Genomic DNA, 23814 nt, shown 5'->3' on the forward strand with positions numbered 1-23814 from the left:
TACCCCGGAATTTCGGTTCAAACTGCATCCTCACAACATATTTTTATTAAGTCTCTGCAGGTAAAGTCATGGGTTTACCCATTGTTGCGATTGTCGGCCGTCCCAATGTCGGCAAGTCCACCCTTGTGAATCGCTTAACGGGACTCACCGATGCCATTGTGCATGATGCGCCTGGGGTTACCCGCGATCGCACCTATCGACCGGCTTTTTGGGAAGATCGCGAGTTCTTGGTCGTGGATACGGGAGGGCTAGTATTTGACGATGATTCTGAATTTCTGCCCCACATTCGTCAGCAGGTAATGTCGGCTTTATCCGAGGCTAGCCTGGCCATTCTGGTGGTGGACGGCCAAACAGGCCCTACCCCCGCAGATCGAGAGGTGGCCCAGTGGTTGCGCAAAAACGAAACCCCCATCTTGCTGGCGGTGAATAAATGCGAATCTCCAGAGCAGGGGCTGACTCTCTCCACCCAATTTTGGGAGTTGGGAATGGGGCAACCCTACCCCGTATCTGGCATTCACGGTTCAGGCACCGGAGAACTCCTCGATGAGGTGATCACCTATCTCCCGCCAGCCGATGACCACGAGCCGGATCAGGAAACACGAGTTGCCATTGTGGGTCGCCCAAACGTGGGGAAATCTAGCTTGCTCAATGCGTTTGTAGGAAGCGATCGCTCCATTGTGAGTCCCATCTCTGGCACCACCCGCGATTCCATTGATATGGTGGTGACGCGCAATGGCAATCGCTACCGCTTAATTGACACTGCTGGAATCCGCAAGAAAAAGCATGTGGACTACGGCCCGGAATTTTTTGGAATTAACCGCGCGTTCAAGGCCATTCGCCGTGCCGACGTGGTGCTTTTGGTCGTGGACGTTTGCGACGGGGTAACGGAGCAAGATCAAAAGCTGGCGGGGCGCATTGCCGAGGAAGGTCGCGCCTGCGTGGTGGTGGCCAACAAATGGGACGCGATCGAAAAAGATAACTACACCATCTATGAGGTGGAGCAGGAGCTGATGGCGCGCCTGCAGTTCATTGACTGGGCACAAATTATTTTTACGAGCGCCAAAACGGGTCAGCGGGTTCAAAAAATCATTGATTTAGTGGATATGGCAGTCACCCAGCATCAGCGGCGCGTGTCCACCTCCGTCATCAACGAAGTGCTAGAAGATGCCGTCAGTTGGCACACACCGCCCACCACCCGCCAGGGACGCCAGGGCAAAATTTACTACGGGACGCAAGTGAGCAGCCAGCCCCCGTCGATTGCCCTATTTGTCAACGACCCAGCCTTGTTTAAGGACAACTATCGTCGCTACATTGAGCGTCAGTTTCGCAAGTCCCTAGGTTTTATCGGCACTCCCCTACGATTCTTTTGGCGAGGCAAGCGAGCCAGGGACGTGGAGCGCCAAAGCACCAATCGCGCCACCCGCTAAGGATCCGCGGGAGTTCGGGATCTAGCAGTTCCCTGTTCTGTGGGTGCCACAGTTCCCTGCGTCTCCCTATCCTCGGAGAACGGGGCGGGCTGACCAGAGTGGCAACCCGGAGTCCAGGGATCAGCAGCGCTGTCCCTGGGGCCACTGTGGTAGGCGTAAACCTGCAGCGCTAGAGCATTTGAGAAGCCGGTCAGGTCGAATCCGTGCAAGTCAACCTGGCCCATCGACTTTTAGTAAAGCCGTCCTGTAAAGTGATTGCTATGTATGATGAAGACGAATTAAGTTTACTCGATTCAGACGAGGCGCTCGAAAGCCCGTTGGACAAGCTGCCTCCGGTCACGGACCCCCCTGAGGAAGAGGCCGGACCGGATGTCGAGGAGCTATTAGGGTTGCTGGCGTCATCCGATAAAACCCAGCGGATGATTGCAATCCGCGCTTTTTGTGAGGTCAAGGACCCCCGCGCCACGGCGCCCTTGATTGAGCTCTTGAGCAACGAATGTCCTCTTGTGCGGGTTAGTGCAGCCTATGCCCTGGGTCGGAACCCTGGCCCAAGGGCGGTGCAACCCTTGATTGATCAACTGAACCAGGACTGGAATGGCTACGTGCGCAAGGGAGTGGTGTGGGCTTTGGGGAACTGTAGCGATCCCCAGGCAATTCGGCCCCTGATTGCAGCACTGATGACTGATATTACAGCCGTGAGGTTGTGGGCGGCCAGTTCCCTGGGACAGGTGGGGTTGGTGGAAGCAGAAGCTTATTCCTGCGTCACTGTTCCAGCTCTGGCCAGTTCCCTGGAGCAAGACCCCATGGCTGCTGTCCGGAGCAATTGCGCCTGGTCCTTAGGGCAGCTTTGCCAGGCCATTCCTGTCAGTGACACCTACCAGCTAGGTTTGAAAGTCCTCATTGCAGCCCTCAAGGATCGAGATCTGGGGGTGCAAGAAGATGCTAAGGCAGCCCTGCTTAAACTAGGAGATCCTCGCGGCCTGCAAGCCCTTGAAGATCTAGAGCCAGAAAGCTCTTTGTGATCTACACGCTGGCCCGCTTTCCGAGCTTGTTTCCGCAGGGTATAAAACCTGATAGTCCGGCCCAAACTGCAAAACCGCTGCCTTTTTAAGGCAGCGGCAAATGGGCTGTTATGGCGCTATGGATGCAACCAGAAGAGGAACAGCAGGGGGCAGCGGCGGCTATGCCGGGACATAAACCCGCTCGATTTTCGCCCCCAATCCCCGCAGCTTGGCCTCAATGTTGGCATACCCCCGATCCAAATGGTGAAGACCCTGGACCACGGTTTTACCCTCTGCCGCCAGGGCAGCCACAACCATGGCCGCACTAGCGCGCAAATCGGTGCCCGTGACGGGTGCTGCTGAGAGAAAGGGGACGCCCTGAATGGCGGCATGGTTGCCCTTGACCTTAATGTTGGCGCCCATTCGCACCAACTCCGGCACATGGCCCAGGCGGTTTTCATAGACTGTTTCTGTCACCAGGCTGCTGCCCTCGCAAAGGGTCAACAGGGCCATAAATAGTGCCTGCATATCAGTGGGGAAGCCTGGGTGGGGGAGGGTTTCAATCTCAGTGCCGCGATGGATCATTCCCGGAATCAGTCGCAGGCGATCGGGAGCATCTTGAACCACTTGAGCCCCGATATCGCGCAGCTTGGCAATCACCGCAGTCATATCGTCCGGAACCACAGGAAAGACCGAGAGTTCCGAATGGGTAATCGCTCCAGCCACCAGAAAAGTTCCTGCCTCAATGCGATCTGGAACAATGGAATAGTCGGTTCCATGGAGAGATTGAACCCCCTGAATGATAATCTTATTGGTGCCTGCGCCAGAAATGCGGGCGCCCATGGATCGACAGAAATTGGCCAGATCCACCACCTCCGGCTCCTGAGCGGCATTTTCCAGGATCGTCTCGCCTTCGGCAAGGGTTGCCGCCATCATCAAGGTTTCCGTAGCGCCCACGCTCGGATAGTCCAGATAAATCTTAGCCCCCTTTAACTGGCGTGCATAGGCGTTAACGACGCCATGCTCAATCAGAATATCAGCTCCCATCTGCTGAAGACCCCGAACATGTAGGTCCACTGGTCTTGCCCCAATGGCACACCCCCCCGGTAGCGGCATTTTAGCCACCCCGGTACGAGCTAACAGGGGACCGAGTGCAAAAAAGCTGGCGCGCAGTTGGCTCACCAGCTCATAGGGGGCTTCTGTTTCCGTAATGTGGGTGGCATCAATTTCCAATGACTCTCCCTGAATTTTGAGCTTGACTCCCAAGGCCTCCAAAATCTGTCCCATGGCCTCAATGTCAGCCAGTTCTGGAACATTGGTTAACCGACAGGTATCTGCGGCTAACAGGGCTCCCGTCATGAGGACAAGGGCGGAATTCTTGGCGCCGCTCACCTTAACTTGCCCCTCCAAGGAGGCACGCCCCCAAATGTGGAGAACAGGCTTTTTTTGGGCATTCTGAAAGGATTTTGAGAGCTTTTCAGGAGAAAGTTGGGTAGTCATGGAAGTTTTCGGGGGCTCCTACACTTTAGCGTCCACACAAAAAATATTCTGTCAGATTGTACCTGAAATCTGTTAGATGACAAGTTCTCGGGGTTGATCTGGGAATGTTTCCTGCTTGTTAGCCTATCTACAGCTTAAGATGCACAAAAACTGCCAATCGGGTTAATTTTGAGGCTAAACAAAATATTTTTTTGCTATCCGTTAATAATCGTAAAGCTTATCATAGGCGGGTTAATTCCCTGGTGATCCCGGCCTCTCACTGCGATCAGGTTCGATCACCGGGGTTGGATTCTCCTAGCGCTGCAATCTGGCGGTCCCTGCTGCCATGAACTGTACTCAAGGTCTCGAGGGGGCAAGGGCAGGAGTACCCATGGGGAGTTTTTGATGGAATAATCAGGGAGTTTAGATTGCCCTGGATGCCTGATCACAGCCCCCATGACCTCTTCCTCTTTGCCCAGCGTTCGTGTTTTCAAGTTCTGGCAGCGGTCCAGTTTGTCGTTGAGACTGACCTTCATTGGTTTAGTGATTACGCTGTTTTATATCGCGATCGCCTGTCTTGCTCCGCTTTTTGCCCAGTGGGGGTGGTTGCAAGATCCCCAAAATGCGAGCCTGCGCCTTGACAATCCCCTGAGCACTCCGCCCTCGTGGGAGCATTGGTTTGGCACCGACGATGAAGGCTACGACGTCCTCAGCCGCACGGTTTTTGGCACCCAGGTTGCTCTCCAGGTGGTGGTGATTGCCACGCTGTTCAGCCTGTTGATTGGGGTGCCCTTGGGAATGCTGAGTGGCTATTTTGGGGGACCCACCGATCGGGTGTTGCTGTTCGTCATGGACACCACCTACACGCTGCCGGGCCTGCTGCTGGCCATTGCAATTGCCTATATTCTCAAGGGACAAACCCTCTCAGGCCTGAGCTTGATCATCAGCGATCCTGGCATTCTCAACGCCGCAATTGCCTTGAGCGTGGCCTATATTCCCCAGTATTACCGCGTCGTGCGCAATCACACCGTCAGTGTCAAAACCGAAGTGTTTATTGAAGCGGCCCAGGCCCTGGGGGCATCCCCCTGGCGAGTGTTAACTCGCTACTTATTCGGAAATGTGGTGCAGAGCGTTCCGGTGCTGTTTACCTTAAATGCAGCCGATGCAATCTTGACCCTGGCCGGACTCGGCTTTTTGGGACTTGGCTTGCCCCAGGAAGTTCCGGAATGGGGCTTTGACCTGAGTGAGGCCCTCAAGGAGCTACCCACGGGCATCTGGTGGACCGCTTTTTTCCCTGGAATGGCCATGACCCTTATGGTTGTGGGGCTTTCCTTACTGGGCGAAGGTCTCAATGAATTTGTAAATCCCCTACTGAAAAAGGGCGAACTGCCAGACAACTAGCCGACTGCACTGGCCTCCTGTTGGGGCTTGGCCACGGAGGGCTTGATCTCCCTGCATTGGAGGCCGCAGACAATATTCTGGGAGCCACTTGCAGGATTCGGATTCCCCCTCCTCTTCCTGGCGCTACTGCGGAGCTGCCGTCGGATCTAGCCGCTGGGCGTGTCCCCAGAAAGCCTCTAAGTTATAAAACTCACGCTGTTCAGGAAGCATAATATGGGCAATGACATCGCCGTAATCCAGCACAATCCAGCTTCCGTCCGTCTCTCCTTCCTTCCGAAGCGGTCGCACATTCAGCCGACCTAAGACATGGGCCTCCATGGCATCGGCAATTGCCTTGACCTGAGTGCGGGAGAACCCGGTCACAATCACAAAATAGTCTGTAATGTAGGTGACCTCTCCCATTTTGAACAGCACAATATCCGCTGCTTTACGGTCATCAGCGGCTTCAGCTAATGCATAGGCTAGGGCTTGAGTCGTATCCGTCTCTGGTTCAATCAATTGCATTCCACAGTCAGGTTTAGCGTGGTTCATCAGGACCTAGGCTCCACCTCTGGCAAGCGAGACAGGCGCAAGAGCGCGCACCCCTCCTGACCTCTCGTTTCAGGGTCACCCTAGAGTCGATCCAGTGACTCTAGCTTATCGTCTTTTTTTAGCTTTGCCTGAGCCATGGCCCAGTTCCGCGTCTCTAGCATCTGCGGATGAATCATTTGACCTGCCTTAAGGAGCTGCTTAAGGGTATGGTCGCAGGTTTTCCAAACCGCTTTATGCCAGTTTTGCTGACTCCAGGCCCGGATCTGATTCAGCTTGGCCCCCTCTCCACGACCAGGCTCGAGGGCATCTGCCAGAAAAATGATGCCACTGAGGGCATCCATCCCTGGACAGCCTAGGGTGTGATTACGAATGGCGGCCAGAATCTCGGGACTCTCAACCCCGAAAAGTCGGTTGGCCTCCACCGCACTCACCCAGGCATGGAGCAGATGGGGATGGGCCTGCTCTACTGGATGGATTCGATGACCCTGTTGGCGGGCCGTGGACAGAAGTGTATCCGGCGGATAGAATTTAGCCAAATCGTGGAGTAAGCCAGCTTGTCGAGATTTTTCGGGGTCAACACCATGGACAAGGGCAAGATCCTCCGCCACTTGTTCAACCCGCAGAATATGATCAACGCGCCGCTGGGGCAGATGGTCGTAGAGCCAGGTCAAAACGCGATCGCGGTCTAGAAAATTCATTGCTTAAATAAATTTAAGTGTTTACACAGTGATAGCCTCGCTGAAAAAACGTCAATCCTAAGGAGTATCAGGGATCTTCCCACGCTATTTCCGTTCATGCTGATGTCCATGGATGAAGCATTGTTTGATCATGACTGGCACCCTATCTATCCGGTCTGGGATTTCCCCCCACTGGTTTGCTCCTGACGTCTGGATCAGTCGCATGGGAACTCCAAAATATCCGGTGAAATAGCTTTTTCCTTAGTTATTTCTGGCAAATGACCTACAGCTTAACTCCGCATTTCTGGCAAATGACTTACACCTTGAACCCAACTGCCGCCCAATCTGCTTCATCCCCCATTGCCTCGCCTGCGAAGGTCATTAAGAAAGTTACCGATGAGCAGCGTTCTGGCCGAGTGACGGTCATCGATCCCAGTGATCCGTCCATTGGATGGCGCGTTTATTTTGGAAATGGCCAAGTCCATTTTGCCCAGAGCATTGAGGGTCAGATGGAGCGGTTGAACTATCTGATTGGTCAGCATTTTCCCCAGCTGAATCAGCTCAAAAGCCCTCACATTGACTCTGACTACGATTGGATCTGCGAATGCTGGCAAAGCCATCGTCTACCTTTAAATCTGGTCCGCCAGGTCTTGAGCGTTTTGACCTCAGAAGCACTGGTTCATTTGCTGGCCATGCCCCAAGCTCAGGTGGACTATTCCTCTTCCATCGGCCTTGATCCCCTGCTGCTTTCTGTTCCCTTTCGACAACTCATTTTACCCCTGCGGGAAGATATCAATCAGTGGGTGGTGCTGCAAACCTCAGTCAAGTCGCCTTTTCAGCGCTACACTATCCGTCAACCGGAGGACTTTCAGAGCTGGGTCCAGCGCACGGCTCCAGATCATTTTTCTCCCCAAGTTTTGGTCCCCCTGCTGGAGCAGGAGCAATGCCTGTACGAAATGGCGATGCAGTTGAACCTGCGCATTGAGGACCTAGCCAAGGCCCTAGAGACGTTGCTGAGCAATGGCATCGTGGGAGCGCTTCCCTATCGGGCCATTCAACCCACTCTCAAGCCCGTCATTGCTTGCGTTGACGACAGTCGCACCATTCAACAATTTGTGAAGCTGGCTCTGGAGCCGTCGGGCTATGAGGTGGTTTCCCTCCTCGACCCCAGCGAAGCGCTCCAAGAGTTGGTGAACCACCAGCCGGAACTGATTTTAATGGACATCGAAATGCCCAAAATTGACGGATACGAGCTGTGTAAAATGGTGCGACAGATCGAGTCGCTCCGTAAGACTCCGGTGGTGATGCTAACTGGCCGGGAAGGTCTGTTTGATCGGGTGCGGGCTAAAATGCTGGGCTGCTCAGCTTACCTGACAAAGCCCTTTAATCCCGCTGAAATGGTAGCGCTGGTTCAGAAATTGACCCATACCGCTCCCACCCAGGCTTAGAATCCAGCCTTAAAGATTTAGCGCTAAACCCCAAAATCCCCATAGAATGATCTTGTCTCTGCCTGGTCTTTCTATGCACTCGACCCTGACTCTCTCCCCCTCTCAATCACAGCCCTTATCTCTCGCGGTTGTTTTGTTCCAGCACCGCCTTGTGGATATTGAAGAACTCCTGGATGAGGTGCTGCTGCAAGAATGTGGTCAGCAGCTGGTGGATCTGCTGCGTCAGCTCCGAGAGATGTGTTCCGCCGAGGGGAAGGTGGCTTCGATTCCCAAACGGGATGTGATCAAAGTGGTTGAGGGCTTAAACTTTGAGGATTCAATTCGGGCTACCCGCGCCTTTGCGCTTTATTTTCAGCTCATCAATATCGTAGAGCAGCACTACGAACAAAAGACAAGCTTAGTGCGCACCCACGGGAGCCTGGAGGAGGGCGAAGAGGCTTTTAATCAGAGCACGCTCGGGGTGCTGTTTCCCACCCTCAAACAGCTCAATGTGCCGCCGCGCCATATTCAAGAACTCATTGACGCCCTCGATATCAAGCTGGTGTTTACCGCACACCCTACGGAAATTGTGCGCCAGACCATTCGCGATCGCCAGCGACGGATTGCCGGGATTCTGGATGCGCTCGATCAGTTTGATCCGCAAATTACCCCCTCCAATCAGTCCCTTTTGGAATTTGAATCGCTACGGTCCCATCTAACGGAGGAAATTCGCTTCTGGTGGCACACCGACGAACTGCACCAGCTCAATCCTACGGTTATGGATGAGGTGGAATATAGCCTGCACTACTTTAAGGCGGTTCTGTTTGAAACTATTCCCGATCTGCACCTGCGGTTTCGTCAATGCTTGCAGCAAAGCTTCCCCCATTTGCGTCCGCCCCGGTTTGACTTTTGCAAATTTGGATCTTGGGTGGGGTCAGACCGTGATGGTAATCCTTCCGTCACGCCAGAGATTACCTGGAAGACAGCCTGCTATCAGCGCAACCTCGTACTCGAGAAATACATTGACTCCATTGAGCAGTTAATCCGTCTTTTGAGCCTCTCTATGCACTGGGGTGAAGTTCCCATGGGGCTACTCGATTCCCTTGAGGTTGACCAGCAGCGGATGCCGGAACTATACGAGGTTCTGGCCATTCGCTACCGCCAGGAACCCTATCGATTAAAGCTCTCCTATATTCTTCAACGCCTCCAAAACACCCGCGATCGCAATCAACAGCTCACCACGGCCCTGGATCAGACCCAGAAAGATAGCTTTGACAAGGTGAATTTGTATCTTTCCCGTGAGGGACTCTTGGAGGATTTGCGAATTATTCAGTCCGCCCTCAAGGAAAACAAGCTGGAATGTCGCCTGCTAGATCGGCTCATCTGTCAGGTTTCTGTTTTTGGATTTAATCTTGCCCAACTGGACATTCGCCAGGAGAGTTCCTGCCACTCCGATGCCCTTCACGAAATCATCCAACATTTAGATTTGCTGCCAGAGGCCTACAATGGCCTGAGCGAAGCCGACAAAACGGCCTGGCTCCTGGCTGAGCTTAAGACAAAGCGGCCCTTGATCCCCGCGGAGCTGCCCTTTAGCCCGAAGACCTGCGAACTGATTGAAACCTTTCGGGTGGTCCGTCGCCTCCATGAGGAGTTTGGCCCCGAAATTTGCAGCACGTACATTATCAGCATGAGTCACCACGCCAGCGACTTGCTAGAGGTCTTGCTGTTTGCCAAGGAAGCTGGACTGTACGATCCGGCCACCGGGCGCGGGAAGCTGCATGTGGTTCCGCTCTTTGAAACCGTTGAGGATCTCAAGCGGGCACCGGAGGTGATGCAGGGGCTGTTTGAGTTGGAGATGTATCGAGACTACCTGCAGGTGGTGTGGCAAGAGCGGGATGATTGTCAAGCTTCTTCGGCAAGCCAATTTCCGCCTGTGCAAGCTCTCCAGGAGGTGATGCTGGGTTATTCCGATAGCAATAAAGATTCCGGATTTCTCAGCAGCAATTGGGAAATTTACAAGGCCCAGCAGGCGCTGCAGTCGGTGGCTGAGCAATACAATATCTCGCTGCGGATTTTCCACGGTCGGGGCGGGTCGGTCGGTCGAGGCGGTGGCCCTGCCTATGAGGCCATTCTGGCCCAGCCGGGGGACACGGTCAATGGCCGCATTAAGATTACGGAGCAGGGAGAGGTGGTGGCCTCTAAATATTCTTTGCCTGACTTGGCCTCATATAACCTGGAAACAATTACCACCGCTGTGATCCAGGCCAGTTTGCTGCGATCCACCATGGATAACATTGAGGCCTGGCATGAGGTGATGGAGGATCTCTCCCAGCGATCGCGGCGTCAGTACCGCGCCCTCATCTATGAGCAGCCAGACTTTATTGATTTTTACAATGAGGTCACTCCCATTGCCGAAATTGGCAAGCTCCAGATTACCTCCCGTCCCACCCGTCGCAAGGGGGACAAAACCACCCTGGACGGTTTGCGGGCGATTCCCTGGGTCTTTAGCTGGACCCAAAGCCGCTTTTTGCTTCCCGCCTGGTATGGGGTGGGGACAGCCCTGAAGGCCTATCTAGAGGAGCACACAGAGGAGCATCTCTCTCTACTCCAGTTTCTCTACCGCCGTTGGCCCTTTTTTAAGATGGTGATTGCCAAGGTGGAAATGACCCTGGCCAAGGCTGATTTACAGATTTCCCATCACTACGTTCAGGAGCTTTCGCCAGAGGCTGATCGAGATCGCTTTGAGCGACTCTTTGAGCAGATCCGCCAGGAATATGAACTCACTCAAGAAATGGTGCTGCGCATCACGGAACATGAGCGTCTCCTCGATGACGATCGCGATCTGCAGCGGTCCGTGACCCTGCGCAGTGGCAGCATTGTTCCCCTCGGTTTTCTCCAGGTGTCGCTGCTGAAGCGGTTACGTCAGCACCAGCAGCAGATGGAAGCCAGTGAGCTGATTCACTCTGGCTATAGTAAAAGTGAACTCCTGCGTGGAGCACTCCTGACCATTAACGGCATTGCGGCTGGCATGAGAAATACCGGCTGATGCGCTAAGGGCGAAGGGGCAGAGGCGAGGAGACCAGAGGCGAGGGGACCAGAGGATGTCAGCCCCTCCGCGAAAAAGCTTGGGTCCCTTCGCCCCCTCCTGGAGCCTCATGTTTGCTCGGCAGGGTTGCTTCCTTCTCCCAGGATCACTACTGTCCTTGATACCAGTAGTAGGTCACCATGGGAATCACCGTGGCCAAAATCAGCAATACCACCACAATTAGGGTGGCACTTTTGGTGTCAGTTTCTTCAGCGGATTTGAACGTGCTTTCCACCTCAGCCACTTCAATCACCGGAGGACCGGGATCGGGCTCTCCCGACAGCACGGCACCCAGGCGATCGCCAGCATCCAATAGGCCCTGGTTATAGCTCCCCTTGCGAATGGGAATTAAGGCCGTTTCTTGGGCAATGCTCTGGGCGGTGGCCTCGGGGAGGGCCGGTGTCACATCCTCCGCGGCAACCAGGGCGATGGTGTTGGTTTTAGTATCGAGCACCATGACGGCCTGCTGGGATTTATCTGCCTCGGTGGGATACCACTGATCGAACAGCTTGTGAGCAAATTCGTCAATGGTGACTCCGTAGTCCAGCCAGCGAATGGTCACAAAGCGAGTCTCAATCCCCGTTGACTGGGCGAGATTTTCCAGCTTGCGGTTGAGGGACCCTTGGGTGGAACGGCTGAGAACCTCCCCTTGATCAATGACCCAGGGGGCTTGGCCAGAGGTCACCGGGGGAATTTCGTACACTCCGGTGGCCAGCGCCTCCTGCCCCCAGGACACCAGGGTGATCAACACCAGGGCCATTGCCAAACAGCCGGATTGCAGGGAGCGAATCCACGGATGCCCGTTGAGTGGTGGTCTATTCATGCAATTTCCTAAATCAAATCCTACAGACTTGTTCTTTTCATGTTCTCAAGTTCTGACCAGAAAAACTAGCGGGATCCTCGGGAAGACACCGGGGCACGATCCCGGGAGCAAAGACACAATCCCTAATATTCGTAGGGGTTTTTAGGTTCTGGAATGGGGGTGATATTCTGCGCCTGAACCACCAGCGATCGCTGATTATTAAGCATTTCGGTTTGCATCTTGCCCTGAACGCGGAACCACTGATCCTGGGGATAGCGTTGACGACTCTCAGAGAGCTTAACCGGTAGTCCAATGGGATACACATCCGCAGCACAGCAGGTAATCACAAAGCGCGTTAGGGTCAGGTATTGATCTTGCAAGTTCTCTGGATGCACCGCAAAGCCTTCAATATTCACAGGCTGCCCCTGATAGGCCTCCGGTTCTGGATAAACATCCACGGTACGGATCCAGTCAATCAGGGACCGGTCCTGGGGCGGCTTGCCGGCACTGAAGGATTGGGGCTTAACCCGCGTCACAATGCTAGCGTCCTGCAAGCCTCGCTGAATGGCCGTTTCACTAGCAAAGGGGCGAGGGGTGATGCCCAAACCCACAAGCGCGGAAACAATCAAGACAATGGCCATCATTCGGGGGGGGAATAGGGTGATATGGCGCACCGTGGGGCCCGGCTTGCCCCGCAGCAGCCGCCAGCTATTGAGCCCGGCAATCCCTAACAACACCACCCCAGCGGCAATGCTCAGGCCAAAATAATTAGGATGGATTAACAGCCCCAGCCTTCCCGAGATCCAATAGCGCAGAAACAAAATCCCCCAGGCCGTAAAGGCGATCGTATCCAACCAGTCTGGCCACTGCTGTCGAAAGAGAGTTCGCAGAGATTTCATCACAGAATTTAGAAGGAACAACAGGTACGGAGTGCTAGCTCACCCAGAGATTAATCACCAGGGTAAAAAAGAGCGTCAATAGCATGACTAATCCAAAGATATAGGCTACAGCTCGCGCTTTGAAGACCGTGAGCATCAGGCCCATACTTTTGAGATCAAACATGGGACCAAAGACGAGAAAGGCCAGAATAGCCCCGGTGGTGAAGGTGGAGGCAAAGGAAAGGGCGAAGAAGGAATCTACGGTGGAGCAAATCGAAATGACGCCGCCCAGGGTCATCATCGCGACGACGGAGCTAATGGGACCCTGACCTAAGCCTAAAATAATTTCTCGAGGGACCGCCACCTGAATGACGGTGGCAATCAGGCTTCCCAGCACGAGCACCCCCCCGAGTTCCCGCAGTTCCTGGAGCGTATTATCCAGCAGCAACTGCAGCCGATTCATAACTCCTTGGGGCTTGGACTGGGGTGGATTCAGAACCGACTGAAAATTATTGGCATCTAGGCGTACCGGCTTGCCCGGCTGGTCTAGCAAGAAAGATCCCGACTGCAATAGGGTGGGTCGCTCTACCGCTTGATCCGACGTGGATCTAGCCTCGGGCACCATCATCGCAATTGCCGGTTGTAGGAAAGGCTTGAGATCGCTCTGGACGCTGAAGATCCAGCCAATCAAGGTGGCAATGACCAGAGAAAAAACCATGCGCAGCACCACAATCTCTGGCTGATCTCGAAACGCGGTCCAGGTGGCCCAAACCACTACCGGGTTAATGGTGGGAGCGGCTAACAAAAAGCCGATGGCCACTGGAGTGGAAACCCCCTTACTGAGGAGTCGCCGAGCCACGGGAACGTTACCACATTCACAGACCGGAAACAAAAATCCAATCAAGCTCCCTGCTAGGGCACCCAGAAAGGGATGCTGGGGCAAGAGGTTAATCAGTTTTTGCTCATCCACGAAGAAAAGCAATAACCCGGAGACCAGTACCCCAAGGATCAAAAAAGGAATCGCTTCAACGAGTAGGCCTAAGAACAGCGTTAAGCTGCTGCGAAATGTTTCCATTATGTTGACATTGCTGGGAACAGCCCTACAAAACCACAAGCAGGAACTGCAAATAACCCATGAAATTTGTAGAACTTCACTATCATAGGCGGTAACACAAGTTACAGGAGCGAAACTCGTGATGAATTGGAGCGCGGCTGTTCCCACCTTTATGATCACGTTGCGCGAGGGATTAGAAGCCGCGCTCGTGGTGGGCATTGTGTTGTCTTTGCTCCAGCAAACCCAGCAGTCAGCCCTGAGGCGCTGGGTGTTTGCTGGGGTTGGCCTTGGAATTTTAAGCAGTCTTTTACTGGGACTGGGATTTCGAGCGGTGTTCCTGGGGCTGGCCCAGAGCGATCGCCCCCTGGCTCAACTGTTAGAGCCGAGTCTGCTTCTGGGCTTTACTCTCACGGCGATCGCCCTGTTAAGCTGGATGCTGGTGTGGATGACCCAGCAGGCCCGATCTCTCAAGGGAAACCTCCAGGGGAATGTTCAGACCCTTTTGGCCCAGGGAGACCGGGCCGGATGGGGGCTTTTAGGCCTGGTTTTCATTGCTGTAGCCCGTGAAGGCTTTGAAACGGTGGTTTTTCTGATATCTCAGCTGCAATCGGGCTGGCCAGGAGTGATGGGTGCCATGGCAGGTGGATGCGGGGCTATCCTTCTGGGCTGGATGCTGTTCGCCCTGGGCCTGAATCTCAATCTCAGGCTGTTTTTCCAGGTCATGGGAGGCTGCTTAATTTTAATTATTTCGGGGCTGGTTCTATCTGCTGGCAAGGGCCTAGATACCGTTGTCCTGCGCCTTGAAGCATTGACCCACGGGGCCATCACCCTGTGCCTATTTTCGCCTGGTCCCCAGCAATCCTGCATGCTTGGCCCGTTGGTGTGGGATAGTCATCAAATTCTCTCAGACCAAGCCTTTCCAGGAGTTTTTCTCAAAGCCCTTTTGGGCTATCGGGACCACATTTTCCTGATCCAGGGCTGTGCCTATCTGGTGTTTTTGGTCTCCCTAATCTGGGCCTACTCCAGAAGCTTACCCCCCGCCTCTGCCAAAGCCAGCACAACGACAGAAAAACCCCTGGCCTAATGCCAGGGGCAAGTGTGGCTTATCAACACCCTAAGGATTCCCGGACACAGAAATATTTTGCCAAAAAATAAAATTTCCCTCAGGCTCTCAAAGGCGGTGGGGCCTTGAATCCATCGAAGAGATTCTGACCGGTGCTGCAATCTGGGATAAGTTTTTACCCTTACGCCTCATCCAGGGCGGCAATACCTGGTAAAACTTTGCCCTCGAGCAGTTCCAGGCTAGCACCGCCGCCAGTGGAGATGTGGCTCATTTGATTGGCAACGCCAACTTTTTCCACCGCCGCCACGGAATCACCCCCGCCAATGATGGTGCAGGCACCTTTCCCCGTGAGATCGGCTAGACTCCGGGCGATCGCCTCTGTGCCCACCGCAAACTTATCAAACTCAAAGACCCCCATGGGTCCATTCCAAATCACGGTCTTACAGGACGAGAGCGCTTCTTGAAACACCTTGACTGAATCTGGACCAATGTCTAAGCCCATCCAGCCGTCAGGAATATTTTCAATGCTCACGGTTTGCGCATTTGCATCGGGGGCAAAGTTATCGGCAACCACCACATCCGTAGGCAGCAGCAGATCCACTCCCTTCTCCTTAGCTTTTACCTCCAAGCTCTTGGCCAATTCCAGCTTGTCCTCTTCAACCAGCGACTTGCCCACGTTCAAGCCACGGGCCTTATAGAAGGTAAAAATCATGCCGCCGCCAATGAGCAGCTTATCCACCCTATCGAGAAGGGTTTCGATCACGCCAATTTTGCTAGAGACCTTAGACCCCCCCACAATGGCAGCGAGGGGACGATCGGGGTTTTCTACCGCGTTTTGGAGATACTTCAGTTCTTTGTCGATCAAAAAACCAGCCACCGAGGGGCGCAGGTATCGAGTCACCCCTTCCGTGGAGGCATGGGCCCGATGCGCCGTTCCAAAGGCATCATTGACGTAGAGATCCGCGATGGAGGCCAGCTTTTGAGCAAAGGCCGGATCGTTTTTTTCTTCCTCGGCGTAAAATCGTACATTTTCTAGCAGTGCAACCTGTCCGGGCTGCATCTGGCCCACCTTAGCAGACACCTCATCGCCAATGCAGTCGTCACATTTAATGACAGGTTGACCTAGCAATTCAGAAAGTCGCTGGGCCACAGGAGTCAGACGCATCTCCTCCTTAACTTCTCCCTTAGGACGACCAAAGTGTGAGCAAAGAATCACCTTGGCCCCTTTCCCCGTTAAGGCTTGAATGGTGGGAAGTGCCGCTCGAATTCGAGTGTCGTCCGTAATATTTAAATCGCCATCAAGGGGAACATTAAAGTCTGCACGAACTAATACTCGCTTGCCGTTTAGGTCTGATGCGGACAAATTTGCTACAGTTTTCTTAGACAAAACAACAACTCCTTTTATCAAAACACGGTTCCCGAGTCGTCCATATTTTACCGGAGTCCAGCCCCCCAGAGCTGTTTTCTATGTTCAAGACAGTGTTATTCCCCATCGATCATTCCCGTACATCTCAAGACGTTGCTGACAAGGTCGCGGAATTGGTGAAATTCTGCCAGGGGCGTCTAGTGGTGATGACGGTTTCTAAGTCCGCCGAGGATTCAGCAAACGAGAACGCCGTCCCCGAGGCGATCGCTGAGCAGCTTCTAGCCTCAGCTAGCGAAATCTTTGCCAAATGGGATTTAGAAATTGAAACTATCCATCGACACGGCAAGCCAGCCTTTTGCATTTGCGACGTAGCAGATGAGCTGGCGGTGGATTTAATTATCATGGGATGCCGTGGCGTGGGCCTTTCCGAAGATCACGGCGAAAAGAGCGTCAGCACACGCGTCATCAACCTTGCGCCCTGCCCTGTACTCGTCATTCCCTAAAAACGACTAACAAACCGATAAAAAAAGTGAGACTCCTGGAGTCTCACTCTTTCTTTGACCTTAGGAATAAGGCATCGCGGTGGTCTCTGGCCTGCAGCAGAGGAACATTCCCTGGTTTCACTCGTGCATCAACTGGACTTGACGCTCTCCAGTGGTCGAGGTAAGGACTGCCCCACATACTGAGACCACAACCGGGACAAACTGCTTGCCTGCTCTAGTTTATCGGGCAAAATCTGATACATTCGACGCGGACGCCCTCGCCCTTCAACTTTTTGCCAATAGCCCTGAATTACGTTTTCCTCCTCCAGGAAATTGAGCGCGCTGTAAAGCACCGTATCCGAGAGCCGGTACTGGGGGTTATAGGTTCCCACGGACTGAATCAGTGCGGTCCCGTAGGAATTGCCCTCATTTAAAAGCACTGAAAGAATGTAGCAAACCGCGACTTCCTTACTTATGTAGATAGGGGGGGGGTCACTGAAATACTGATGAATATCTTGGAAATTCATAATCAAAAGCTTGAACTTAGAACTTAACGCTGATGTGAGTGAAAAGAATGCCTCTCTCCCATTGAAGGCCGAAGCGTTGGAGAGGGAAAGTCAAAAAGTACAGACTTAGATCTCCTGCAGTGGAGCAGCTTTGAGAAAAAAGCTTAAACCCTGATGTCATTAATGACCTTTTAAGTATTTTCCCGAACAAGTGCCCCTTCGGTGTCAGATATAAATATTAGTCGACAAGAACATAATAGAAGGTTTGGAAAAAATTCACTCTCTATCCCAGGGCAGAAGATAGAAGAACGGTTGGAGTTGCCAGGTTTTGCCCGTATATATACTTAAATAGATCCTCCACAGATCCTCCGATCTCGCCTGACATATTGGATGGGTGTTATCTCCTGAGGATCTTGGGTCACACTAAGCTATGTTCATGGGCCAGCTTTCCGGCCACCGTTTGGGATCCCGTCGCCTTACCCAGGAACGGATTAAGGAACGGGGGCCGGAGGAGAGAACGTTACACCGGAAGCCGAAGAGAGCAAATACCAATGGCGAGTGAAAAAACGGATCCTTACATTGGACAAACCCTGGTTAATCGCTACCGTTTGACCCAGCTCATTGGCCAAGGCGCGATGGGACGAGTCTATAGCGCCGAGGATCAGCTGCTAGGGGGGGTCATTGTCGCGGTTAAGTTTTTGGCCCAGACCTTGCTGAACGCCAAGATGAAGGAGCGGTTTGCCTCAGAGGCGCAAACGGGTGCTCAGTTGGGTCAGCGAAGTATCCATATTGTTAGGGTATTGGACTACGGGGTTCACAGTAATTCTGTGCCCTTCTACGTCATGGAATATATGGAGGGGCAGAATCTCAGCGACATCATTCAACCAGTCCCCCTGACCATTGATCGCTTTCTGGTATTGATGCGCCACATCTGTGAAGGCCTCAAATGCGCCCATGCAGGCATTGTTCGCAATGGACAGCGAGCCAGTATCGTGCACCGGGACATCAAACCAAGCAACGTATTTGTGATTCAAGACCCCAGCTTGGGAGAGTTGGGGAAGGTGCTGGACTTCGGCATTGCTAAATTTTTGACCGATCAGGTGGAATCGAGCCAGAGTCGCTCATTCATGGGAACCCTGGCCTATTGTTCTCCCGAGCAAATTGAGGGGAAGGATTTAGATGGCCGCTCTGATATTTACAGCCTCGGGGTTACCATGTTTGAGGTGCTGACCAATCAGATGCCCATTGAGCCTGAAACCCATTCCATTGGAAGCTGGTATCAAGCGCATAGAAGGCTGCCACCCAAGCGCTTAGCTGCGGCAAATCCCCATGTTGAAATCCCCAGGGCTCTCGAGGATCTGGTGATGAGCTGCTTGGAAAAGAGTCGGGACAACCGTCCCCAGTCGATGCAGGTCATTATTGATCGACTCGAAGAAATTCGTCAGGCGGAGCGTCCCTCTCCTCTCCCCTCAGCAGATCCAGCCAGCGCTGCGCCAAAGGCTCCCCCTTCCTCCGAAGCGGACGAAGTTGCCCAGGCCAGTCATGAAACCCTCCAAGAGTCAGAAGAGTCCCTATCCCCTATCCGAGAGGACTCAAAGGCCTCCACTCCTCCCGATCAATTCAAACTTAATCTCAGTACCAGTGGAGATAAAAAAAACACCCGGCCTCGTCTTCCCGATGTGCAGCGGCGCTTTTTGGCCATTGAGGATGCCGGGTGGACCGTTTCCTGGCCTGCGGACAAACCCCAGGCTCAAATTGTATTCCCAGGGGTGATTACCACCGAACATCAGCAGGCTGCGGCCCTCTGGGTCATGTTAGAGAGTGAAGAAATTGAACGGCGACTGCTCAGTGCTCGCTACAATCACTTTTTGTTCATGCCAGAACCTCATCCCATGGTCCTCTGGATCACGACAATTTACGACTCTACCCTGGGGGCTCGATGGCTCCCTTGCTATCTCAATCTGAAAACGACTCAAGGACAGCGAACGGCTATGCTCCTGGCTAAGACGGGATATTACCCGCTGATTTATTTTGCCCTAGAGCATCCTGAGGAACCTGCCAACGTCCGTACCAACGCCATTTCTCCAGAGCAATGTCAAAATTTTCCGCGCTGGGTGCGCCATGCTCAGCAAATCCCAGATCGCGGGGCTGCACAGCTGAGCAAGGACTATTTAAAGCGAGCCTATGAACAGGAAAAGCCGAAAATTTTGATGAAGTTAAATGCAGCCACTCCCCTGAAATTTTTTGATTAAGATTTTGATTAAGCGCGCGATCGCTCCCTGGAATGCGCTGGGAACAGCTTCCCCAACGATGAAGGGGCTAGGGGGCCAAGTATGTATAGCTTCTCAGGGATTGCTCATAGTTTTTTAAAAGCCGCTTGGACTCTTCTAGGGTGATGCGCTGGTGACGCAAGGCCTGTTCCGATTGACGGCGAAGATTTTCCAGCAGATCGTCCGCGTCGTACTGAACATAACCCAGTACCTCTTGCATGGTGTCTCCGCGGACCACCTGTTCAATCTGGTATCCGTTGGGCATCAGGCGAATGTGCACGGTATTGGTATCTCCAAAGAGATTGTGCAGATTCCCCATAATTTCCTGGTAGGCTCCATTTAAAAACATGCCGAGATAGTAGGGGCAATTGGGTTGGAGTTGATGCAGTTCTAAAACGCGCTTGACGTTCTTAGCGTTAATGAACTGGTCGATTTTGCCGTCGCTGTCACAGGTGAGGTCGGCTAGGGTTACCTTTTGCTTAGGCTGTTCCTGCAGCCGATGAATCGGCATGATGGGAAAGAGCTGTTTAATGGCCCAAGTGTCGGGAGCTGACTGAAATACAGATAGATTGGCATAATAAATTGAAGCCAGGTGATCTTCCAGGGCGGCCAGCTCGTCAGGAATATCAGCCTCGGTTTCCAGAAGCGTGAGAATCTTGTGGCAGCAGGCCCAGAAAAGCCGCTCAGCTTTGGCGCGCTCCGTCAGGCTGAGCTTGCCAAAGCTAAAGAGAATGAGGGACTCGTCTTTGAACTGAATGGCGTCGTTATAAACTTCCTGGAGATGATTGGCCTGAATGTTTTGAAAGGTTTCGTATAGGTTGCGAATTACTAAGGGTTCGTCCGGGGAGGGAGGACTCGGAGGCGCCACCGTAACATCGCTGCTGCCTAAAATATCAAAAATGAGTACAGACTGATGGGACGCGATCGCCCGACCGCTTTCGCTCACCAGAGTTGGCACGGCGATGTCCGCCTCATCGCAGGCATCTTTGACAGCGGCCACTACATCATTGGCATAATTTTGCATGTTGTAGTTTTTCGAGGCGTGAAACGTGCTCTTGGACCCGTCGTAATCGACCCCTAGGCCGCCGCCAACGTCTAAATAGCCCATGGGTGCACCCAGGCGGGCCAGGGAGACGTAGATTTGGCCGGCTTCGCGTAGGGCATCCTTGATGACGCTAATGGAAGAGATTTGGGAGCCGATGTGAAAATGCAGCAGCTTCAAAGACTCTAGCAGGTGAGCCGCCGTCAGCTTTTCCACAGCCTCTAAAATCTCGGAGATGGTCAAGCCAAATTTGGCCCGATCCCCAGCGCTAGTCCCCCAGCGACCAATTCCTTTAGCATTTAGCTTGGCGCGAATGCCAACCCTGGGTTCAAGCCCCAAGCGGCGGCTCACCTCAATGACTCGATCCACCTCATCTACCTGCTCCAGGACGATGATCGTGTTATGGCCAAGGCGCTGGGCCAGAATGGCCGTTTCAATATAGGCATGGTCCTTGTATCCATTGCAGATGAGCAGGGAGTCCTTGGGCTCAAGGGTTGCAATGGCAATTAGAAGTTCTGGCTTAGAGCCTGCCTCAAGACCAAACTGATAGGGCGCCCCGAAACGCACCAAGTCCTCCACTAAATGACGCTGCTGGTTACACTTGATGGGAAACACGCCCCGGTAGGTACCGGCGTAGTTGTAGCGGGCGATGGCCTTGGCAAAGCTGGCGTTGAGCCGTTCGATGCGGTCTTTCAAAATATCGGAAAAGCGAATGAGCAAGGGGAGGGCAATGTCTCGCTCCTGGAGGGCCTCCACCAGATCATACAAATCCAGCGACCCACCGCGATCGCCCTGGGGGGCCACCATCACGTGGCCGACTTCGTTGACCGAAAAGTAAGGCTCTCCCCACCCCTTGATGCGATAGAGTTTTTCACTGTCTTCCACGCTCCAGCCGGGATGAGATCCTGCCTCGGAACTAGGCGCAAGCGTGGAGGTAGGATCCTCTGAGTCTTTTAGGTTCTGGCAATCGGTAACCGAGGGGTGATCAGGGGGCTGTTGCAGGATCTTGACAGGGGGCTGAGTCATCGTGGGGCGAAAAAAGCGGAGGCAAACAGACAGTCCCCGTCAGTGTAGCGTAAGCGCTGACCTGGAGCCAGAGTGGGCTGATCTCAAGGCCAGCAACAGTCGCAGCCAATCCAGGCAGATTCCTGCAGGACGGAGCCGCAATCTAGAAAAATTCTAAGCAAATCCCACCCGGCCCGATTCTTGTTTCATAGTGACCACTACCGCGACAATCCCCGAACTTCTAACTTCTATAAGTCGGGGTATCGGGAAGGCGTGCCGCCTCTAAGCCTTCCGACCTTTGATCGTTCCGCTGCCTCGTGAGGGGTTCTGGATATATTGCTCAAGGACTTCTATGGGTGCGCCACCTGTTGAGGTATAAAAGCTTTGGTCGCCCCATAGACCTTTATTCCAGTTCTTAAAATGCGGCCTTAGCTCTGACTCAAACTCTTTTCTGAGAACGCGACTCACTGCACTTTTGGTATGACCTAGCACAACCGAAGGGGCAACCGAAGGATGTAGGTCTATTAACAAGTGGATGTGGTCGGGCTCCCCGCCGCAGTTTAACAGGATGCACTGATTCTTTACGAGGACTCTGGCTTCCGGTCGGGATTGATGTCGGGCTGGCGCATCCCCTCTGCGACGGTGCAGGGATGATTTTCGGGGAAGACCTGGACTTCCGGATTATGGCCAAAGGAATGCTGGGTCAGCATCCGCTAGATGCAGGATGGGGGCAGTTCACCCATCAAATCCTGCCTGGGGTGTGCTTCAAGCGAGAGGTGTATTACGGCAAGGTTGACCCAAGAGGGACGAGTCAGGACTGTCCTGATTGGGGTGCCGCAGTCAAACAAGACTTGAGTGTCAGAATCTCTCACTGTCTTGAATGTGGGTCAATCAAGCCAAGAGACATGGCTGCGGCTCAAGTGGTTTGTACCCGTGGGCAACGGGGAATAGAAAATGCCTGTGGAGTCGGGGTGACGGGGAGTTCAGTCATGCATTCTAGTCAACTGGCACTGAAGCAGGACATCTTTGGGGCGACCCCAGGAATCTCTCTCTGTAACTGAAAGGTCAGAGGGAGAGGATGTCAAGAGTCACGTCTAGAGCGGGGACGGCGAGAGGCCATCCTACGCATGCAGGCAGAGGCCATCGCCTGGGGGCCACTCAAATTCTCAATGTCCGTCTGGAAACCTCCCGCATCGGCCAAACGGCCAGCCGATCAGGACTGGTAGCCATTGAGGTCATTGCCTGCGGCACCGGAATCCGCTAGGGCACAATCCCTTAGGGCATCCAGGGATAAATCCTCACCTAGGAGGGCGCGCATACCGCGGTATCTTGCAGAACCTGCCGTCCCTCTGTCAACAGATATTCATAGAACGTATTGGCAACGATAGACAGCTGCTTCCCCCTGGGATACACCAAATTCCAGTGGCGACGAATGGGGAACTGCTCAACATTGAGGACCACGATCTGACCGGTTTCACCCTCCAGGGCCAAGCAGTGATGGGACAGCACAGAAACCCCTAACCCCCCGGCTACCGCTTGCTTGATGGCCTCATTGCTGCCCAACTCCAGACGTACGCGAATCTCAATTCCGTGCTCCTCCAATAGTTTTTCCACCGCTTGTCGGGTGCCGGATCCGACCTCTCGCATAATAAAATCTTGGCCATTGAGCTGTTCAAGCCGCACCTGCTTTATCTTGGCAAGGGGATGGTTACGCGATGCTAAAACCACCAGAGGGTTTTCTAAAAAGGTTCGACAGGTTACGTCCAGCCCCTCTGGGATCTGGCTGGGAATGTAAAGATCGTCCAGGTTGTGTCGAAGGCGCTCCACAACTTTTTCATGATTGGTTACGGTTAGGGAGACGTCGATGCCGGGGTAGCGCTGACAAAAGGGACCCAGCAGCCTGGGAATAATGTATTTTGCCGTTGAAATGACCGCCAGGCGCAGTTTTCCCTGCTTCATGCCCTGCATATCCGCAACGGTCATCTCAAACTGCTCCAAGCGTTGGAAAATATCCTGGCAGGTGTCCAAGAGCTGCTGCCCCGCATCCGTCAAAAATAAACGCTTCCCCACCTGTTCAAACAGGGGAAGCCCCACGGCCTTGGAAAGCTGCTTCATTTGGATGGACACCGTCGGCTGCGTCAAGAACAGCTCCTCTGCTGCGCGGGTAAAGCTGCCTCGCCGGGCGGTGACTTCAAAAACTTTTAGCTGGTGAAAGGTAACTTGCTTCACGCCGCATCCTCAGGCTTACTGGGTGTAAGCATAGATAATAATCAAAGCTAAAGTCTAACATGCTTATTTTTTTCAATCTCAGTTCTCGT

At 53.5% G+C, this 23814-nt stretch carries 21 protein-coding genes; 10 read left to right on the forward strand and 11 right to left on the reverse strand.

Features of this window, described 5'->3' with window-relative positions:
* The first annotated feature begins 68 nt into the window (after nt 1–68).
* Nucleotides 69–1427: a ribosome biogenesis GTPase Der gene (der, locus tag QQ91_RS07445; protein ID WP_166274560.1), complete on the forward strand. Its 1359-nt coding sequence runs from the start codon at nt 69–71 to the stop codon at nt 1425–1427.
* Between the two features lie 260 nt (nt 1428–1687).
* Entirely contained in the window at nt 1688–2449 is a 762-nt protein-coding gene (locus tag QQ91_RS07450; RefSeq protein WP_166274562.1) for a HEAT repeat domain-containing protein, read from the forward strand.
* 159 nt (nt 2450–2608) lie between these two features.
* Here the strand turns inward: QQ91_RS07450 and murA are convergent, their stop codons facing one another.
* Nucleotides 2609–3928 (reverse strand): UDP-N-acetylglucosamine 1-carboxyvinyltransferase, encoded by a 1320-nt coding sequence (gene murA, locus QQ91_RS07455; protein WP_166274564.1) that lies wholly within the window; start codon nt 3926–3928, stop codon nt 2609–2611.
* Nucleotides 3929–4363: 435 nt separating this feature from the next.
* Here murA and QQ91_RS07460 point away from each other — a divergent pair, with 435 nt between their 5' ends.
* Nucleotides 4364–5308 (forward strand): ABC transporter permease, encoded by a 945-nt coding sequence (locus QQ91_RS07460; protein WP_166274566.1) that lies wholly within the window; start codon nt 4364–4366, stop codon nt 5306–5308.
* Nucleotides 5309–5431: 123 nt separating this feature from the next.
* On the opposite strand, the gene rsfS is transcribed toward QQ91_RS07460, so the two are convergent.
* Both rsfS and yqeK read right to left on the reverse strand, forming a co-directional pair.
* Nucleotides 5432–5839, reverse strand: a complete 408-nt coding sequence (rsfS, locus tag QQ91_RS07465; RefSeq protein WP_166274568.1) for a ribosome silencing factor — start codon at nt 5837–5839, stop codon at nt 5432–5434.
* An 80-nt stretch (nt 5840–5919) separates the two neighbouring features.
* The gene (gene yqeK / locus QQ91_RS07470) at nt 5920–6537 is read right to left on the reverse strand and encodes a bis(5'-nucleosyl)-tetraphosphatase (symmetrical) YqeK (RefSeq protein ID WP_166274570.1); all 618 of its coding nucleotides are present in this window, start codon (nt 6535–6537) and stop codon (nt 5920–5922) included.
* Nucleotides 6538–6827: 290 nt separating this feature from the next.
* Here yqeK and QQ91_RS07475 point away from each other — a divergent pair, with 290 nt between their 5' ends.
* Both QQ91_RS07475 and ppc read left to right on the forward strand, forming a co-directional pair.
* A complete protein-coding gene (locus QQ91_RS07475) occupies nt 6828–7964 on the forward strand; it encodes a response regulator (protein WP_166274572.1) in 1137 nt (378 codons plus the stop codon).
* Nucleotides 7965–8037: 73 nt separating this feature from the next.
* Entirely contained in the window at nt 8038–10989 is a 2952-nt protein-coding gene (ppc, locus tag QQ91_RS07480; RefSeq protein WP_166274574.1) for a phosphoenolpyruvate carboxylase, read from the forward strand.
* Nucleotides 10990–11137: 148 nt separating this feature from the next.
* Here ppc and psb32 read toward each other — a convergent pair whose 3' ends face one another.
* From psb32 to QQ91_RS07495, 3 genes are all read right to left on the reverse strand, one after another.
* The gene (gene psb32 / locus QQ91_RS07485; RefSeq protein ID WP_166274576.1) at nt 11138–11851 is read right to left on the reverse strand and encodes a photosystem II repair protein Psb32; all 714 of its coding nucleotides are present in this window, start codon (nt 11849–11851) and stop codon (nt 11138–11140) included.
* A gap of 122 nt (nt 11852–11973) precedes the next feature.
* Nucleotides 11974–12729, reverse strand: coding sequence for a TIGR03943 family putative permease subunit (locus tag QQ91_RS07490; protein ID WP_201277043.1), 756 nt, complete (start codon nt 12727–12729; stop codon nt 11974–11976).
* 34 nt (nt 12730–12763) lie between these two features.
* Nucleotides 12764–13783, reverse strand: a complete 1020-nt coding sequence (locus QQ91_RS07495) for a permease (RefSeq protein ID WP_166274578.1) — start codon at nt 13781–13783, stop codon at nt 12764–12766.
* Nucleotides 13784–13904: 121 nt separating this feature from the next.
* Between QQ91_RS07495 and QQ91_RS07500 the strand changes: the two genes are divergently transcribed.
* Nucleotides 13905–14846, forward strand: coding sequence for an FTR1 family iron permease (locus QQ91_RS07500; RefSeq protein ID WP_166274864.1), 942 nt, complete (start codon nt 13905–13907; stop codon nt 14844–14846).
* 160 nt (nt 14847–15006) lie between these two features.
* Here the strand turns inward: QQ91_RS07500 and QQ91_RS07505 are convergent, their stop codons facing one another.
* The gene (locus QQ91_RS07505) at nt 15007–16212 is read right to left on the reverse strand and encodes a phosphoglycerate kinase (RefSeq protein WP_166274580.1); all 1206 of its coding nucleotides are present in this window, start codon (nt 16210–16212) and stop codon (nt 15007–15009) included.
* Between the two features lie 80 nt (nt 16213–16292).
* Between QQ91_RS07505 and QQ91_RS07510 the strand changes: the two genes are divergently transcribed.
* Nucleotides 16293–16694, forward strand: a complete 402-nt coding sequence (locus QQ91_RS07510) for a universal stress protein (protein ID WP_166274582.1) — start codon at nt 16293–16295, stop codon at nt 16692–16694.
* 128 nt (nt 16695–16822) lie between these two features.
* Here the strand turns inward: QQ91_RS07510 and QQ91_RS07515 are convergent, their stop codons facing one another.
* Nucleotides 16823–17200, reverse strand: a complete 378-nt coding sequence (locus tag QQ91_RS07515) for a PadR family transcriptional regulator (protein ID WP_166274584.1) — start codon at nt 17198–17200, stop codon at nt 16823–16825.
* A gap of 530 nt (nt 17201–17730) precedes the next feature.
* On the opposite strand from QQ91_RS07515, the gene QQ91_RS07520 reads away from it, so the two are divergent.
* On the forward strand, nt 17731–19431 hold the full coding sequence (locus QQ91_RS07520) for a serine/threonine protein kinase (RefSeq protein ID WP_166274586.1): 1701 nt from the start codon (nt 17731–17733) through the stop codon (nt 19429–19431).
* Between the two features lie 67 nt (nt 19432–19498).
* Here the strand turns inward: QQ91_RS07520 and speA are convergent, their stop codons facing one another.
* Together speA and tnpA are read right to left on the reverse strand one after the other, a co-directional pair.
* Nucleotides 19499–21517 carry a biosynthetic arginine decarboxylase gene (gene speA, locus QQ91_RS07525; RefSeq protein ID WP_166274588.1) on the reverse strand — a complete coding sequence of 673 codons (2019 nt, stop codon included), beginning with the start codon at nt 21515–21517 and terminating at the stop codon, nt 19499–19501.
* Nucleotides 21518–21778: 261 nt separating this feature from the next.
* Nucleotides 21779–22144: an IS200/IS605 family transposase gene (gene tnpA / locus QQ91_RS21820; RefSeq protein WP_166274866.1), complete on the reverse strand. Its 366-nt coding sequence runs from the start codon at nt 22142–22144 to the stop codon at nt 21779–21781.
* A 2-nt stretch (nt 22145–22146) separates the two neighbouring features.
* Here tnpA and QQ91_RS07530 point away from each other — a divergent pair, with 2 nt between their 5' ends.
* Both QQ91_RS07530 and QQ91_RS07535 read left to right on the forward strand, forming a co-directional pair.
* Entirely contained in the window at nt 22147–22557 is a 411-nt protein-coding gene (locus tag QQ91_RS07530) for a zinc ribbon domain-containing protein (RefSeq protein WP_236095851.1), read from the forward strand.
* A 17-nt stretch (nt 22558–22574) separates the two neighbouring features.
* Nucleotides 22575–22760 (forward strand): hypothetical protein, encoded by a 186-nt coding sequence (locus QQ91_RS07535; RefSeq protein WP_201277044.1) that lies wholly within the window; start codon nt 22575–22577, stop codon nt 22758–22760.
* Between the two features lie 38 nt (nt 22761–22798).
* Here the strand turns inward: QQ91_RS07535 and QQ91_RS07540 are convergent, their stop codons facing one another.
* The gene (locus QQ91_RS07540; protein ID WP_166274590.1) at nt 22799–23725 is read right to left on the reverse strand and encodes a LysR family transcriptional regulator; all 927 of its coding nucleotides are present in this window, start codon (nt 23723–23725) and stop codon (nt 22799–22801) included.
* Nucleotides 23726–23814 lie beyond the last annotated feature (89 nt).

The sequence above is a fragment of the Lyngbya confervoides BDU141951 genome (genome assembly GCF_000817775.3).
In the GTDB taxonomy this organism is placed as follows: Bacteria; Cyanobacteriota; Cyanobacteriia; order Thermosynechococcales; family Thermosynechococcaceae; genus Lyngbya; species Lyngbya confervoides.

Excerpts from the sequence above, each read along its gene's own strand:
- QQ91_RS07460 (WP_166274566.1), top strand. The coding sequence starts at position 4,364 with ATGACCTCTTCCTCTTTGCCCAGCGTTCGTGTTTTCAAGTTCTGGCAG.
- QQ91_RS07520 (WP_166274586.1), top strand. The coding sequence starts at position 17,731 with ATGGCGAGTGAAAAAACGGATCCTTACATTGGACAAACCCTGGTTAAT.
- QQ91_RS07535 (WP_201277044.1), top strand. The coding sequence starts at position 22,575 with ATGTCAAGAGTCACGTCTAGAGCGGGGACGGCGAGAGGCCATCCTACG.
- ppc (WP_166274574.1), top strand. The coding sequence starts at position 8,038 with ATGCACTCGACCCTGACTCTCTCCCCCTCTCAATCACAGCCCTTATCT.
- QQ91_RS07530 (WP_236095851.1), top strand. The coding sequence starts at position 22,147 with ATGATTTTCGGGGAAGACCTGGACTTCCGGATTATGGCCAAAGGAATG.
- QQ91_RS07475 (WP_166274572.1), top strand. The coding sequence starts at position 6,828 with ATGACTTACACCTTGAACCCAACTGCCGCCCAATCTGCTTCATCCCCC.
- QQ91_RS07490 (WP_201277043.1), bottom strand. The coding sequence starts at position 12,729 with ATGAAATCTCTGCGAACTCTCTTTCGACAGCAGTGGCCAGACTGGTTG.
- der (WP_166274560.1), top strand. The coding sequence starts at position 69 with ATGGGTTTACCCATTGTTGCGATTGTCGGCCGTCCCAATGTCGGCAAG.
- murA (WP_166274564.1), bottom strand. The coding sequence starts at position 3,928 with ATGACTACCCAACTTTCTCCTGAAAAGCTCTCAAAATCCTTTCAGAAT.
- QQ91_RS07500 (WP_166274864.1), top strand. The coding sequence starts at position 13,905 with ATGAATTGGAGCGCGGCTGTTCCCACCTTTATGATCACGTTGCGCGAG.
- QQ91_RS07510 (WP_166274582.1), top strand. The coding sequence starts at position 16,293 with ATGTTCAAGACAGTGTTATTCCCCATCGATCATTCCCGTACATCTCAA.
- yqeK (WP_166274570.1), bottom strand. The coding sequence starts at position 6,537 with ATGAATTTTCTAGACCGCGATCGCGTTTTGACCTGGCTCTACGACCAT.
- QQ91_RS07495 (WP_166274578.1), bottom strand. The coding sequence starts at position 13,783 with ATGGAAACATTTCGCAGCAGCTTAACGCTGTTCTTAGGCCTACTCGTT.
- rsfS (WP_166274568.1), bottom strand. The coding sequence starts at position 5,839 with ATGAACCACGCTAAACCTGACTGTGGAATGCAATTGATTGAACCAGAG.
- speA (WP_166274588.1), bottom strand. The coding sequence starts at position 21,517 with ATGACTCAGCCCCCTGTCAAGATCCTGCAACAGCCCCCTGATCACCCC.
- psb32 (WP_166274576.1), bottom strand. The coding sequence starts at position 11,851 with ATGAATAGACCACCACTCAACGGGCATCCGTGGATTCGCTCCCTGCAA.
- QQ91_RS07515 (WP_166274584.1), bottom strand. The coding sequence starts at position 17,200 with ATGAATTTCCAAGATATTCATCAGTATTTCAGTGACCCCCCCCCTATC.
- QQ91_RS07450 (WP_166274562.1), top strand. The coding sequence starts at position 1,688 with ATGTATGATGAAGACGAATTAAGTTTACTCGATTCAGACGAGGCGCTC.